Source organism: Streptomyces sp. NPDC001852, assembly GCF_042891825.1.
Lineage (GTDB): Bacteria > Actinomycetota > Actinomycetes > Streptomycetales > Streptomycetaceae > Streptomyces.
In genome coordinates, this window is sequence record NZ_JBIATN010000003.1 from 504,297 (window position 1) to 517,842 (window position 13,546).

Here is a 13,546-nt window from a genome sequence, read left to right on the forward strand (position 1 = left end):
TCCAGAAATTCAAGCTCGGTCGCTGTATGGCCGCGTCAGCGACCGGTCTTCGGGGCCTTCCAGCGGGCGATCCCGCGGGCCACGAGGTTGAGGATCATCACGAAGGCGATCAGGACGAGAGCCGCCGACCAGGCGCGGGCGTAGGCCTGGTCCGTGCCGAGGAGGTACTGCTCGTAGATGTAGAACGGCAGCGACGACTGCGGCCCGTTGAACGGGTCGTTGTTGATCATCTGGTTGCCGAACACGAGCAGCAGGACCGGAGCGGTCTCACCGGCGATACGGGCCACGGCCAGCATGATGCCGGTGGTGATGCCGCCGAGCGCGGTGGGCAGGACCACCTTCAGGATGGTGCGCCACTTCGGCACGCCGAGCGCGTAGGACGCCTCACGCAGCTCGTTGGGCACGAGCTTGAGCATCTCCTCGGTGGACCGCACGACGACCGGGATCATCAGGATGACCAGGGCGAGCGAGCCGGCGAACCCGGAGTAGTGGAAGCCGAGGGCCAGGATCCAGAAGGCAAGGATGAACAGACCCGAGACGATCGAGGGGATGCCGGTCATGACGTCCACGAAGAACGTGACCGCCAGAGCCAGCTTGCCGCGCCCGTACTCGACGAGGTAGATCGCGGTCAGCACACCGATCGGCACGGCGATCAGGGAGGCGAGGCCCACCTGCTCCAGGGTGCCGATGATGGCGTGGTAGACACCGCCGCCTTCGTCACCTGCGAGGACGCCGGCCATCGAGTGGCTCAGGAAGTTGCCGTCGAGGTCCTTCACGCCCTTGGCGATGGTGGTCTGCACCAGCGAGTACAGCGGTACGACGGCGAGGACGAAGCACGCCCACACCAGGCTCGTGGCCACCCGGTCCTTCGCCTGGCGGCGGTCCTCGACGACCGCGGTGGTCACGTACGTGCCCAGGACGAAGAGCACCAGGGCGATCAGGCCCCACTGCACGTGGCTGGACAGGTCGAAGGCCAGCCCGATCGTGACACCCAGGGCGACGGCGACCACGGCGATGGCGGCCGGGACCCAGCGGGGCATCCGGCGGTGGGTGAGGGAGCCGCGCGGGACCAGGGGACCCGTGGTCGGACGCTGGTCGGTCATGGTGTCGCTCATGCGTTGGCCCCCGAGTACTCCTTGCGGCGAGCGATGATCACCCGGGCCGCGCCGTTGACCACCAGGGTGATCACGAAGAGCACGAGACCGGAGGCGATGAGGGCGTCACGGCCGAGGTCCGTGGCCTCTCCGAAGTGCGCGGCGATGTTCGCGGCGAAGGTGCCGCCGCCCGGGTCGAGCAGGTGTGCGCTCAGGACGTTGGAGGACGACAGCACGGTGGCGACGGCCATGGTCTCGCCGAGCGCGCGGCCGAGGCCCAGCATGGAGGCGCTGATGATGCCGGAGCGGGCGAACGGCAGGACCGCCATGCGGATGGTCTCCCAGCGGGTGGCGCCGAGGGCCAGCGCGGCCTCCTCGTGCGCCTGCGGGACCTGGCGGATGACCTCGCGGCTGACGTTGGTGATGATCGGCAGGATCATGATCGCCAGCAGGATGCCCACGGTGAACAGGTTGCGGGGCGCGGTACCGGGGTTGGACTGGTCGAAGATGACCGTCCAGCCGAGGTACTTGTCCAGCCAGGACGTGAGCCCGCTCAGATGCGGCACCAGGAAGAGGGCACCCCACAGGCCATAGACGATCGACGGCACGGCGGCGAGCAGGTCGACGATGTAGGCGAGGGTGCCACCCACCTTGCGGGGGGCGTAGTGCGTCATGAACAGCGCGATGCCGACCGCGACGGGGACGGCGAGGACCATCGCGATGACTGAGCTGACGAGCGTGCCGTAGAGCAGGACCGCGATACCGAAGACCGGCGGGGTGGCGTTGGCGTTCCACTCGGAGCTGGTGAGGAAGTTGCCGTGGTCCTGGGAGATGGCGTGGACGGCCCGCACGGTGAGGAAGACCGCGATGGCGGCCATGATCACGAGGAGCAGGACGCCGGACCCCCGGGACAGACCCGAGAAGAGGCGGTCACCGAGTCGGGTGACGGAGCCTGCTCCCTTTCCGGCGGGGGACGCTGGAGGCGCGGGTGAGGTGTTTTCTACGGATATTCCCATGTCGTTCTCCGGTCTGGTTGGGGGATCGCTCCCCCGGCGGCGGTGCACCGGATGGGTGGTGACGCCAGTCCGGTCCCACGGCCGTCATGACCGCGGGACCGGGCCTGCTCCGGGCGCCCGTCCGCTCCCCTGCGGGGTGCCGGACGGGCGCCCGGGACGTCAGGACAGGCTGCTGATCGCGGACCGCACCTTGGTGGCGATCTCGGCCGGCAGCGGGGCGTAGCTCTGGGCGGCGAGCTTGGACTGGGCGTCGTCGCCGGCGATGTAGCTCAGGAACGCCTTGGTGGCGGCCAGCGTGTCGGCCTTGTTGCCCTTGTCGCAGACGATCTCGTTGGTGACCAGGACGATCGGCCACGCGCCGTCCGCCTTGGTGGCGTAGTTGAGCTTGAGCGCCAGGTCGCTGCCGGTGCCGACGATCTTGGCGTCGGCGATCGCCTTGGACGCCGCGTCCGTGGTCAGCGCGACCGGCTTGGAGGCGCCGGTGTTCAGCTGGGCCATCTGCAGCTTGCCGGAGGTGGCGTACGACAGCTCGACGTAGCCGATGGCGCCGTTGGTCTGCTTGACGCCGGCGGCGACACCGGAGGAGCCCTTGGCGGACTGGCCGCCCGGCGCCTGCCAGGCCTTGCCGCCGCTGTACGTCCAGTCGGCCGGCGCGGCGGCCTTCAGGTACTTGGTGAAGTTGTCGGTGGTGCCCGAGTCCTCGGTGCGGTGGAACGCCTGGATCGCCAGGTTGGGCAGCTTGACACCCGGGTTCAGCTTGGCGATCGCCGGGTCGTTCCAGTTCTTGATCTTGCCGTCGAAGATCTGGGCGACCGTCTTGGCGTCCAGGGTCAGGTTGTCGACGCCCTCGAGGTTGTAGGCGAGCGCGATGGGACCGCCAACCATCGGCAGGTCGATGGCCTGGCCGCCGTTGCTGCAGACCTTCTTGGACTGCGCGACCTCCTCCGGCTTCAGCGGCGAGTCCGAGCCCGCGAAGGCGGTGGCACCCTGCAGGAACTCCTGGATGCCGGCACCGGAGCCGACACCCTTGTAGTTGATCTGAACACCGTTGCAGGCGGCCATGAAGTCCTTCGACCACTGCCCGATGGCGTTCTGCTGCGCGGTGGAACCGGAGGCCAGCAGGTTGCCCTTGGCGTTGTCGCACTTGACGGAGCCGGCCTGGGCCGACGCCGGGGACGAGCTGTTGGAGCCGGTGCTGCTGTTGTTGTTGTCGGAGCCGCACGCCGTCAGGGCCAGGGCGCCGGAGACAGCGATCGCACCGAGCGAAAGGGCGCGCAGCCGGTTCTTGCGCTGAAGCTTCACTTTCGGGAGTTCCTTCCAGGAGCCGCCGCGGTCGGCGGCGTGCGAGGTTTCGGGAGTGCGCGAGCGCATCCAGGGCCGCACTCCGCACCGTGCACGGCCGAAATTAGGCAGAACAGGTGAAGCCGCCGATGGCCGGAAGTGAACGGGGGGTGAACCCCTGCCGTCGGCCCGGTTAGGTCACGGAATGCTCACGGGGAGGGCACATGGAGGTTCCGACGGCCGGGTTACGCACACACGTCTTCGACGTTCGTTCCTCTGTGCGAGAACTGTTACGAACCAACGTGGCCATGCGGTCGTCTCACCCCACGTAGGGCCAAGGGGGCCCGTGGAAAGGCGACACAGGACGATGGGCATGGAACGGCGTACGTTCATCGCGGGCGGCACGGCCGTACTGGCCGCAACCGCACTGACCGGCTGCAGCTCGAGGACGAACGGGTCCACCGCCACGGCGAACACCCGCTCATCCTCGCTCACGTCCCTCAAGACCACCAGCGCGAACGCCGCCGCGAACTGGACGGCACTCGCCCATGACCTGGACGGCACCCTGGTCCGGCCCGGCGACGCGACCTGGACGACGGCCCACCAGCTGTACAACACCCGCTTCGACGCCCTGAGGCCCGCCGCGGTGGCGTACGTCGCCCACGCCGACGACATCCGTACGACCCTCGCCTACGCGCAGGCCCATGGCGTCCGGATCTCCATACGCAACGGCGGCCACTCCTACGCCGGCTACTCCTCCGGCGACAACCGCCTGATCCTCGACGTGTCCAGGCTGAACCGCATACGGGTCTCCGGCGGTACGGCGGTCGTCGGCGCCGGCTCCAAGCTGATCGACGTCTACCGGGGCCTGGCCGCGAAGGGCGTGACCATACCCGCCGGCTCCTGCCCCAGCGTCGGCGTCTCCGGCCTGGTGCTCGGCGGCGGCCACGGCGTCGCCTCCCGCGCCTACGGCCTGACCTGCGACAGCCTCACCCAGGCCACGGTCATCACGGCGGACGGCACCCAGGTGACGGCGAACGCGTCGACCCACTCCGACCTCTTCTGGGCCCTGCGCGGCGCGGGCAACGGCAACTTCGGCGTCGTCACCGAGCTGCAGTTCCGGACCCACCCGGCGCCGCAGGCGGTGACGGCGTACCTGACCTGGCCCTGGTCGAGGGCCGCGGCCGTGCTGAAGGCCTGGCAGGAGTGGGGCCCGAGCCAGCCGGACGAGATCTGGTCCTCCCTCCACCTGTCCTGCTCACCGGGCGGCACACCCTCCGTCTCGGTGGCCTGCTTCTCCCTCGGAACCTACGGCGAACTGCAGAACGCCGTGGACCGCCTGGCCCACGCGGCCGGCGCCAACGCCTCCTCCGTCACCCTGCGCCGGCGGGGATACGAGGAGGCGATGGAGATCTACGCCGGCTGCTCCTCCTTCTCCGGCGACGCCCAGTGCCATCTGCCCGGCTCCACCCCCGGCCACTCTCCCGAGGGCCGCCTGGGCCGGGAGACGTACGCGGCCCGCTCCGACTTCTTCGACCGCTCGCTGTCGGCGGCGGGCATCCAGACGGTCCTGCGGCAGATCAGCTCCGTCCGGGGCGGCGCGGGCAGCATCGCGTTCACCGCCCTCGGTGGCGCGGTCAACCGCGTCTCCCCCACGGCGACGGCCTTCGTCCACCGCCGCTCCCGGATGCTGGCCCAGTACATCGCGTCCTGGGGCGCGGGGGCCTCCGGCGCTTCGGCCCAGTCCTGGCTCACGTCCGCCCACGGGGCGATGGCGCCGTACGCCTCCGGCGCGGCGTACCAGAACTACACGGACCCGACGCTGAAGGACTGGAGGAAGGCGTACTACGGGGATGCCGCGACCCGCTTGGGCAAGGTCAAGAAGCAGTACGACCCGCAGCGGTTCTTCTCGTACGCGCAGGGGTTGTAGGACGCCGTAGCCGTGCACCTCCCAGCGAGCAGCGCCCGACCCATCAGCCGCGGTACCGGCTAGGCCGCCAGGTCCCGTTCCTCGGACTCCACCGGCTTGCGGGCGCCGGGAAGCACCGCCCCCTCGCCCGCCCCGCTCACCGGCCGCCTCCGTACGACCCACCCCGCCCGCGACGACCGCTCCACCGCTCGCATCAGCGGGGTGAGCAGCGCCATGGCCGGCGGCGACAGCAGCAGCGCGACCGCCGTACCCAGCGCGAAGCCCCCGACGACGTCCGTCGGATAGTGCACGCCCATGTAGACCCGGCAGAACCCCTCCAGCAGCGCGAGCCCGATGCCCGCGATCCCGAAGCGGCGGTTGGCGACGAAGAGGCCGACGCCCAGCGCCATGGTGATGGTGGCGTGGTCGCTGACGAAGGAGAAGTCGGTCTTGCCGGAGACGAGGACGTCCAGCCCCTGGTGGTCGACGAAGGGGCGGGGGCGCTCCACGAAGCCCCGGATCGGGACGTTGACCAGTACGGCGATGCCGGCCGCGAGCGGCGCCCAGGCCAGCGCGGCGACGGAGGACGCGGCGTCCTCGGCGCCCCGGCGCCGCACGGACCACCAGCACCACAGCACGAGCAGCACCATGGCGAGCAGCAGCCCGTACTCACCGACGAACTCCATGACCCGGTCGAACCAGTGGGGCGCGTCCTTGGCCAGGCCATTGATGTCGTAGAGCAGGTCGACGTCGGGGTTCGATCCGGATTCGGCGAGTACAGCCATGGTGCTGCGGCCCCTTCGTCGTCTACCGGACGCACCTCGTGTGCGCCGCTCCTACCCCCGTGGTTCGTAGATCTGCTTCCGCTGCACTGCCGCACTGCCCGTACTGACGTCCGCTCGGCTACGTCAACAGGAACGCACGGCCCCCATCAATACGTTCCACTCTCCACTGAATGATCACGCAGACGTTATCGAAGAGAGACTCATCATCGCAGCTCAGGGGGATGTTTCACGCTCCGTCACCACGTCTGACACGATCTCACACCGCCTCACACCGCCGTGGGGAGCGCTTTTGCGCCATCTTCGGTGACACGGGTGGCGCCGAAGTAGTCGGGCGTGTCGATCGGGTCGAACCGGATGACGGCCCCGGTCCGCGGCGCGTCGATCATGTACCCGCCACCCACATAGATCCCCACGTGATGGATGGCCCGCGAATCGCCCGGGTCGGTCGAGAAGAACACCAGGTCACCCGGGAGGAGCTGATCCCGCGTGGGATGCGGCCCGGCGTTGTACTGATCGTTCGCCACGCGCGGCAGGCTGATCCCCACCTTCGCGTACGCGGCCTGCGTCAGCCCCGAACAGTCGAACCGCCCACCCTGCTCGGCCGACCCTTCCCCACCCCACAGATAGGGCGTCCCCAGCTTGCCCTGTGCGAAGGCGATGGCACCGGCGGCTTGTTGGGTGGGGTCGATCCGGCTGACGGGCGCGGCGAAGCTCTTGGCCAGGCTGTTGATCCGCTGGACGTAGTTCTGGGTCTCGCTGATGCCGGGCACCCCGCCGGCCTTTATCACCCGGTACGCACCGGCGTTGTAGGCGGCGAGCATGTTGTCGGAGACGTTGCCCGGCACGTCCTTCACGTCTTTCGCCAGCTGGCAGTCGTATGAAGCGGCAGACGGAATCGCGTCGTTGGGATCCCACACATCCCGCTTGCCGTCCCCGTTGCCGTCGATGCCGTAGATGGCCCACGTGCCGGGGATGAACTGCGCGATGCCCTGCGCGTTGGCCGGGCTGACGATTTTCGGATTCCAGCCGCTCTCCTGGTACAGCTGCGCGGCGAGCAGCGCGGGGGTCAGCTGCGGGCACAGGTTGCCCCACTTCTGCACGAGCCCCTGGTAGGCAGCCGGTACGGCCCCCTTGGACAGCCCCCGGCCCGCCGAGGCGATCCCGCCCATGAGGTTCCCGGCGACGACGTAGACCCCGACAACGAGCAGCATGACGAAGCCCATGCCGAGCCCGACGGCCGCCCCACCGATCACCCATACCTTCCGCACGGTTCAACTTTCCCCCATGCACGAGCGGTTCAAGGCACCTTTTGCGTGATGTGGCGTCATTTCACAGTGAAGCCTCGGCACATGATGCTGCTGTAATCGCTGGGAGTCCGGATGTGGAACCACTGCACCGTCCAGTCGCCGGGATCATTGCCGACAGGGATGGACGGCCAGGTCTTCTTCCCGTCCGGCGACCAGGAACGGAAGTCGTCCGGGTAGGTGAGGTACGTCCAGTCGGACTGGTCACCGCTGTAGAGATCGATGGGCTTGCTGGTGTAGCCCAGCGTCGCGCTCTGCATGAGCGCCCCGGCGGGGGGCTTTCCGGTGCTCGGGTCGATGCTGTGCGGCGGCTTCACGCTGATGACCACGTAGTAGGGGCCATGGATTCCGGGGTGCCCGGCGTAGTTGTTGTGCCAGAACCCGAGCCGTACCTTGTGGGCGAAGACCGGGCGCTCCGTGGTCTTGCCGGGGTCGTCGGCGTCGGACATGGCGGACAGGAAGTCTGCGGGCGCCCGCTCGGCGTCCGGCAGCTGGCAGTCTCCCGTCGACGGCTTCCAGTACTGGCGGTCGATGTCGTCACCCGCGTATGCGGGCGCGTGGCCCGGACCGGTGGCCGTCCTGGACGCCGTCACCCGCGGACTGGACGCCTTGCCCGGCGACCCGGCGGAGGTCCGGCCCCCAGCGGTGTCCTTGCCGTCACCCCGCTGGGCGAGCACCACCGCGGTGGCCGCCCCGATCCCCACCACGAGCCCCACCGCCACGGCCAGCAGCCACCGCTTGCCCGGGCGCCGGGTCGACCGGGCGACCAGCTGGGTGGGCGTGTAGCCGGACGGGCCGTACGGCGTGGGCCCCACCGTCGGCAGATCGTGCGGTCCCACCGGCGGAGCCACCGGCTGTCGTACCGGCGTCGGCGGGGTCTGCGGCACGGCCTCGCCCAGTGCGGCGAGGCCGGCGTACACCGGGTCCTCCACCAGTGCCGTGCGCACCCCGCAGCGCGCGATCACCTCGGCGAGCCCCGGCCGGGCGGCGGCGACCTTGGCCACGCACGCCTCGATCAGGGATGCCGGCTCCGGTGCGACACCGGCCAGGTCGATGGGCTCATGGACGGCGCGGTAGCTGACCCCGTTCGGGTCGCCGCCGCCGAACGGGGCCCGGCCGGTCGCCGCGTACGCGAGGGTGGCGCCGAGGGCGAACACGTCCGCCGGCGGCCCGACCTCGTTGCGCAACAGCACCTCGGGGGCGGTGAAGCCGGGCGTGCCGGGCGCGAACCCGGCGTCGGTGAGGGCGGTCTGGCCCACGCCGCGGGCGATGCCGAAGTCGATGAGCTGCGGGCCCTGGGCGGCGAGGATGACGTTCTGCGGCTTCAGGTCCCGGTGGGTGACGCCCTGGGCGTGGACCGCGGCCAGGCCCTCGGCGAGGGCGGCGAAGAGGCCGCGGCAGGTTTCGGGCGGCAGCGGGCCGCGCTCCGCCACGGCCCTGGCGAGGGTCGGTCCGGCGACGTACTCGGTGGCCAGCCAGTAGGGCGCGCTGTCCAACGAGGCGTCAATCAGGTTGGCCGTGTACGCACTCCGGACCGCCCGCGCCGTCTCCACCTCGCGCCGGAACCGGGCCAGCGCCTCGGGATGGTCGGTGATCTCGTCCCGGATCACCTTGATGGCGACGAGCCGCCCGCCCGGCGACCGCCCGAGATAGACCTGTCCCATCCCACCAGCCCCGAGCCGCGCGAGCAGCGTGTGCGTGCCTATGTGCGAGGGGTCCTGAGGCTTGAGCGCATCCACGGACCAACCTTGTCACGAAGATCAGTTCGCCGTCCGGGGTGCTTCAATCTCCTGCCGGACGCGCGCCTCCTCCGTACACCGGGAAGTCACCAGTGCCGACATCGATGCCGAACGGCTCCGGCAACGGCACCGACTCCCCGAACTTTCCCGGCAGCACGTCCTGGTAGGTGCCGTTGTCCGGGCGGCTGTGCAGGGCCCAGGTGGCCTTGCGGGGGTCGATGACGAGCAGCAGAGGGACGCGCGCGACGGCGTACCAGTCGGCCTTGTCACGGATGCCCCGGGACTTCTCGGAAGAGGAGATGACCTCGACGGCGAGCGCGGTGTCCTCGGAGGCTGCGAGCCAGTCGTCGTCGTCTTCCCACTCCGTGGGCAGAACAATCAGATCCGGCGTCACGTAGTCGTCCGGGTCGTCGGGCAGGGCGATCGAGGACACCTCGTACACGTCCAGCCCGTCGGGAAGGACCATGCCCTCGAGCTGTCGCCGCAACCGCTTCACCACGCCCGCGTGCTTACCACGCGGAGTCGGGGACATCACGAGCTTCCCTCCCACGATCTGCGCCCGCAGACCCGTCGCTTCCTCGATGCTCTCCGCGAGCTCGCGGAGGTTCCCCGACCTGGGAGGCGGGCCGTTCCAGGTGCCGGACGACACGGACATGGCTCGCCGCCTCCGTCCTTCCGCCTCGGTGGTCTCCTCGGCCGAGCGAGCGGGTTCGGTGGGAGGTCCGACGTCCCGCTCTGCTTCGTAACCACGGTACTGGGCAGTCTTCTGCCCCGCCTCCGCATCGCATACCCTCACCGCCACCACGACACCCTCCCTGACGCTGGGAACCCATGCGATTACGGTACGTCACATCACTGACAGTCCGCCCACAGCAGCTTCCCGCCCCTGGACGCGCCCAGCTCCCGCAGCACGGACACGCCCCATGAATCAGCACAGGCCCGTACGAGCTGCAGCCCGCGTCCGCATTCCGCGTCCTCCGGTACGACATCGGGCGCGGCGTCGGCGGTGAAGCCGGGCGGCACACGCGGGTCACTGTCCCAGACGGCCACCGTCAGCCGGCCCGACTCCCTGCCGAGGAGGCGGAGCGCGTAGGGCCGGAGGTGTGCAGATGCGCGTTGGCGAGCAACTCGGCGGCCAGGAGTTCGGCGGTGGGCGTGAGCGAGGAGAGCTCGTGCGCGGCGAGGACGGTACGCAGTGTTGCGCGGGCGATCCCCGGTGCGCGTGGATCCTGCGGGAGGTGGAGGGTGTAGGTCCAGGGCTTGGATACGGTGGACATCGAAGTCTCCGTTCATCAAAAGGCGTTGAGGTGCGGATGTTCGATTGCCCAGTGACCGTCGCCGCTCCGTCGAGCGGGGCACTTCCGGGCGGGGGCCCGAGTAATAAAGTAGCGGCGTGCGTAAAAGTTCTTAGACGGTTTGCGTGGTAGAGCTGATTCGCCATCCATGTGGGTGACAGGGAGGGTGGGACACCCGTGAGGAGCAACCCGACGGGGCGCCAACTCCGTTTGGGCGCCGAGCTGCGCAAACTCCGCGAGCGGGCCGGTCTGACGTCCACCCAGGCGAGTCAACTGCTCGGCGTCCAGCAGAACCAGATCAGCAACGTCGAGGCGGCCCGCGCAGGCGTGAGCCCGGAGCGCGTCCGCACCCTGGCCTGCCACTACGACTGCGCCGATGCCGACCTCGTCCAAGCCCTGTGCGACATGGCCGCCGAGCGGTCGCGCGGCTGGTGGGAGCAGTACCGCGAACTCCTGCCCACCGCGCTGTTGGACCTCGCCGAGCTGGAACACCACGCCACCCGCCTGCGCAGCGCGGTGGTGATCCACGTGCCGGGGCTGTTCCAGACCGCCGAGTACGCCCGTGAGATCTTCCGCCAAGCGGTGCCCGAGCTTCCGGCGCCCGATGTGGAACACAGGGTGTCGTTCCGAGTGAAGCGGCAGGCCGTGCTCTTCCGGGACCCACCCACCCCGCACCAGGTGATCGTCCATGAGGCCGCTCTGCGCATGAGATTCGGCGGCCCGGAGGTGACACGCGGTCAGCTCCAGTACCTCCTGGACATGAGCGAGCGAGCCGACATCACGATCCAGGTGCTGCCGTTCGGCTCGCTGGTCTTCCCTGGATCGGGACAGGCGATCTACTACGCCGAGGGACCGGTGCCCGAGCTCGACACGGTGAACCTCGACCAGTCACACGGTCCCGTGTTCCTCGACGCCGAGGCCCAACTCACCAAGTACCGCGTACTGCTGGACCGCATGGAGGCCGCCGCCCTCGCCCCCGATGAGTCTCGGTCGTTCATCCACACCGTGCTCAAGGACCTGTGAAGGAGTGACCCATGCCCGGACTCGTCTGGCAGAAGTCGTCGTACTGCCCGGAAGGCAACTCCTGCATACACATAGCCACCACCCCTGGCACCATCCACCTCACCGAATCCTCCGACCCCACCGGAGCCATCCTCACCACCACCCCCGCCACCTTCGGTGCCCTCCTCGCCGCCCTCAAGACGGAACCGGCCCCCACCAGCCGGGACGGCAACGACGACGCTCCCCTCCGCCTCCGCTCGGCGAACACCGTCGTCACGACCACCCGCCGCAAGTGGAACGCCTTCGTACTCGGCGTACAGGCAGGCGAGTTCGACCACTTCGCGGCCCGCTAGCCGCTCCGCCGGCGCCGCCTCACGCCCGCAGTCCCTCCAGCACAACCGTCCGCAACTCCCCGTACCGCTCCGCGAGGTCCGCGCGGCGGCTGAGGACGTCGGAGATGTGCTGCATGCCGAAGAAAGCGGAGACGAGGACCCGGGCCGCGGAGCGCGGGGTGATGCCGGCGCGGAGTTCGCCGGCCTTGTCCATCGCCTCGACCAGCCCGGTGAGGTAGTCCTCCCAGCCGACGTACGGCTCGGGCAGGTCCGCGTCGATCAGGGAGCGTTCGATCTGCAGGCGGGCACCGGCCTGGACGACGACGTCGTCATGGAAGGCCCCGGTGACCCGGTCCAGCACCGCGACGAGCGCCTCGTACGGCGGCAGTTCACCGGCCGAGACCTCCGCCAGCAGCACCGGCCAGCGGGCGTAGTGCTCCTGCACCACGGCGACGGCGAGGTCTTCCTTGTTCTTGTAGTGGAAGTACACCGCCCCCTTGGTCATCGACGCCCGTTCGGCGACGTCCTGCAGCGTCACCGTGGCGTAGCCCCGCTCGGCGAAGAGTTCGGCCGCCATCCGGAGGATCTGTGCCCTGGTCCGCCGCGCCCGTTCCTGCTTCGGCTCCGTCCTGCTGGTTGGCATGTCGCTCCACCTTCCCCGTGTTCTGCGTTGCAATATACATTCCCGAAGGTATATTTCTTGGCGGGGGGCCGCGTAAGGCGGAAGAGTCACGAAGGCCCCCTTTGCGCGTACGCATTCAGCCTTGGGGGGAAACAGGCATGTCTGTCAGCACGCTTCAGTCCACATCCGCGTCCGCGTCCGTCGAGGACGCCCGCGCCGCTCTCACCTTCGACCGCACGGTCCCGCGGCAACTGGTGCACCGCGCCTCCGTCACCGAGGTCTTCCTCACCGACGGCGCGCCGGTCGCCGCCGACCGCTTCCTGGTGGGCGCCCAGTGGCCGCGCCACCACGCGCTCTACCACCCCGACCCGTCCGGCCGCTGCGACTTCATGCTGCTCGCCGAAACGGTCCGGCAGGCCGGGATCTTCCTGCTCCACCGGTACTACGACGTCCCGCTGGGCCACCACTTCGTCTTCAAGTCGCTCGACCTGCACATCGACGACCTCGACGCCCTCCGGATGGGCGGCACCCCGCTCGGCGCCGTCCTGGACGTCACCGTCGACGCGACCGCCGCCTCCGACGCCCGCCGCTTCGACGCCCGGCTCGACATGACCATCGAGGCGGACGGCCGGGTCTGCGCCTACGGTTCGGTGGCCGTGGTCGTGGTCGACGCGCGTCGCTACGAGGCCGTACGGCACCGCGGCCGCGACATCGTCGGCGGCACCACGACAGCTCCCGCGGCCTCGGGCACCCCGGCCACGGCGGCCCCCACGACGGCCCCCGTCATCGCCGGCCGCCAGGACGCCAACGTGCTGCTGCGCACCGCGACCGACGCCGAGTCCTCGACCTGGCTGCTCCACGTCGACCTGCGGCACCCGGGGTACTTCGAGCACCCCTCCGACCACGTGCCCGGCATGATGCTGCTGGAGGCGTTCCGTCAGGCGGGCCATCTGACCGCGGCCCGCGACTGTGCCCTCACCGCGCTCCAGGCCCGGTTCCTGTCCTTCGGTGAGCTGTTCCAGCCCATCGTCATCCGCTCGGCCACCGGCCCCGAGGGACTGCTGCGCCTCACCGCCGTCCAGGGCGAGCGCGCCCTCGCCGAGGCCGACGCCCTCTTCGTCCGGAACTGACGGGACCGACGAGACCGACGAGACCGACGGGACCGAG

At 69.7% G+C, this 13,546-nt stretch carries 14 protein-coding genes; 4 read left to right on the top strand and 10 right to left on the bottom strand.

The features are described from left to right. Nucleotides 1–35: 35 nt before the first annotated feature. The 3 genes from pstA to pstS all read right to left on the bottom strand — a co-directional run bounded on the left by pstA (nt 36) and on the right by pstS (nt 3,412). Entirely contained in the window at nt 36–1,115 is a 1,080-nt protein-coding gene (gene pstA / locus ACFYZB_RS07760) for a phosphate ABC transporter permease PstA (protein WP_388755540.1), read from the bottom strand. After that, nucleotides 1,112–2,110, bottom strand: a complete 999-nt coding sequence (gene pstC, locus ACFYZB_RS07765) for a phosphate ABC transporter permease subunit PstC (protein ID WP_388755543.1) — start codon at nt 2,108–2,110, stop codon at nt 1,112–1,114. The genes pstA and pstC overlap by 4 nt, the downstream gene beginning before the upstream one ends. A 159-nt stretch (nt 2,111–2,269) precedes the next feature. Continuing rightward, nucleotides 2,270–3,412 carry a phosphate ABC transporter substrate-binding protein PstS gene (gene pstS, locus ACFYZB_RS07770; RefSeq protein WP_351213803.1) on the bottom strand — a complete coding sequence of 381 codons (1,143 nt, stop codon included), beginning with the start codon at nt 3,410–3,412 and terminating at the stop codon, nt 2,270–2,272. A 352-nt stretch (nt 3,413–3,764) separates the two neighbouring features. Between pstS and ACFYZB_RS07775 the strand changes: the two genes are divergently transcribed. Then, nucleotides 3,765–5,321, top strand: a complete 1,557-nt coding sequence (locus ACFYZB_RS07775) for an FAD-binding oxidoreductase (protein ID WP_388755546.1) — start codon at nt 3,765–3,767, stop codon at nt 5,319–5,321. Nucleotides 5,322–5,380: 59 nt separating this feature from the next. On the opposite strand, the gene ACFYZB_RS07780 is transcribed toward ACFYZB_RS07775, so the two are convergent. From ACFYZB_RS07780 to ACFYZB_RS07805, 6 genes are all read right to left on the bottom strand, one after another. Then, complete coding sequence (locus tag ACFYZB_RS07780; RefSeq protein ID WP_388755549.1) at nt 5,381–6,085, bottom strand: phosphatase PAP2 family protein; 705 nt, start codon at nt 6,083–6,085, stop codon at nt 5,381–5,383. 266 nt (nt 6,086–6,351) lie between these two features. Continuing rightward, nucleotides 6,352–7,308, bottom strand: a complete 957-nt coding sequence (locus ACFYZB_RS07785; RefSeq protein WP_388755671.1) for an NlpC/P60 family protein — start codon at nt 7,306–7,308, stop codon at nt 6,352–6,354. Between the two features lie 101 nt (nt 7,309–7,409). Continuing rightward, nucleotides 7,410–9,128 (bottom strand): serine/threonine-protein kinase, encoded by a 1,719-nt coding sequence (locus ACFYZB_RS07790; RefSeq protein ID WP_388755552.1) that lies wholly within the window; start codon nt 9,126–9,128, stop codon nt 7,410–7,412. A 43-nt stretch (nt 9,129–9,171) separates the two neighbouring features. Then, entirely contained in the window at nt 9,172–9,783 is a 612-nt protein-coding gene (locus ACFYZB_RS07795) for a Uma2 family endonuclease (protein WP_388755555.1), read from the bottom strand. Between the two features lie 197 nt (nt 9,784–9,980). After that, nucleotides 9,981–10,151, bottom strand: coding sequence for a hypothetical protein (locus ACFYZB_RS07800; RefSeq protein ID WP_388755557.1), 171 nt, complete (start codon nt 10,149–10,151; stop codon nt 9,981–9,983). Nucleotides 10,152–10,180: 29 nt separating this feature from the next. Next, on the bottom strand, nt 10,181–10,405 hold the full coding sequence (locus tag ACFYZB_RS07805; RefSeq protein ID WP_388755559.1) for a hypothetical protein: 225 nt from the start codon (nt 10,403–10,405) through the stop codon (nt 10,181–10,183). A gap of 195 nt (nt 10,406–10,600) precedes the next feature. Between ACFYZB_RS07805 and ACFYZB_RS07810 the strand changes: the two genes are divergently transcribed. Together ACFYZB_RS07810 and ACFYZB_RS07815 are read left to right on the top strand one after the other, a co-directional pair. Beyond that, nucleotides 10,601–11,446 (top strand): helix-turn-helix domain-containing protein, encoded by an 846-nt coding sequence (locus ACFYZB_RS07810; RefSeq protein ID WP_388755561.1) that lies wholly within the window; start codon nt 10,601–10,603, stop codon nt 11,444–11,446. An 11-nt stretch (nt 11,447–11,457) separates the two neighbouring features. Then, on the top strand, nt 11,458–11,778 hold the full coding sequence (locus ACFYZB_RS07815; protein ID WP_388755564.1) for a DUF397 domain-containing protein: 321 nt from the start codon (nt 11,458–11,460) through the stop codon (nt 11,776–11,778). Nucleotides 11,779–11,797: 19 nt separating this feature from the next. On the opposite strand, the gene ACFYZB_RS07820 is transcribed toward ACFYZB_RS07815, so the two are convergent. Next, entirely contained in the window at nt 11,798–12,400 is a 603-nt protein-coding gene (locus ACFYZB_RS07820) for a ScbR family autoregulator-binding transcription factor (protein ID WP_388755567.1), read from the bottom strand. A gap of 137 nt (nt 12,401–12,537) precedes the next feature. Here ACFYZB_RS07820 and ACFYZB_RS07825 point away from each other — a divergent pair, with 137 nt between their 5' ends. Further along, a complete protein-coding gene (locus tag ACFYZB_RS07825) occupies nt 12,538–13,509 on the top strand; it encodes a ScbA/BarX family gamma-butyrolactone biosynthesis protein (RefSeq protein ID WP_388755571.1) in 972 nt (323 codons plus the stop codon). Nucleotides 13,510–13,546 lie beyond the last annotated feature (37 nt).

Excerpts from the sequence above, each read along its gene's own strand:
- pstC (WP_388755543.1), bottom strand. The coding sequence starts at position 2,110 with ATGGGAATATCCGTAGAAAACACCTCACCCGCGCCTCCAGCGTCCCCC.
- ACFYZB_RS07820 (WP_388755567.1), bottom strand. The coding sequence starts at position 12,400 with ATGCCAACCAGCAGGACGGAGCCGAAGCAGGAACGGGCGCGGCGGACC.
- ACFYZB_RS07825 (WP_388755571.1), top strand. The coding sequence starts at position 12,538 with ATGTCTGTCAGCACGCTTCAGTCCACATCCGCGTCCGCGTCCGTCGAG.
- ACFYZB_RS07775 (WP_388755546.1), top strand. The coding sequence starts at position 3,765 with ATGGAACGGCGTACGTTCATCGCGGGCGGCACGGCCGTACTGGCCGCA.
- ACFYZB_RS07780 (WP_388755549.1), bottom strand. The coding sequence starts at position 6,085 with ATGGCTGTACTCGCCGAATCCGGATCGAACCCCGACGTCGACCTGCTC.
- ACFYZB_RS07805 (WP_388755559.1), bottom strand. The coding sequence starts at position 10,405 with ATGTCCACCGTATCCAAGCCCTGGACCTACACCCTCCACCTCCCGCAG.
- ACFYZB_RS07795 (WP_388755555.1), bottom strand. The coding sequence starts at position 9,783 with ATGTCCGTGTCGTCCGGCACCTGGAACGGCCCGCCTCCCAGGTCGGGG.
- pstA (WP_388755540.1), bottom strand. The coding sequence starts at position 1,115 with ATGAGCGACACCATGACCGACCAGCGTCCGACCACGGGTCCCCTGGTC.
- ACFYZB_RS07815 (WP_388755564.1), top strand. The coding sequence starts at position 11,458 with ATGCCCGGACTCGTCTGGCAGAAGTCGTCGTACTGCCCGGAAGGCAAC.
- ACFYZB_RS07785 (WP_388755671.1), bottom strand. The coding sequence starts at position 7,308 with ATGGGCTTCGTCATGCTGCTCGTTGTCGGGGTCTACGTCGTCGCCGGG.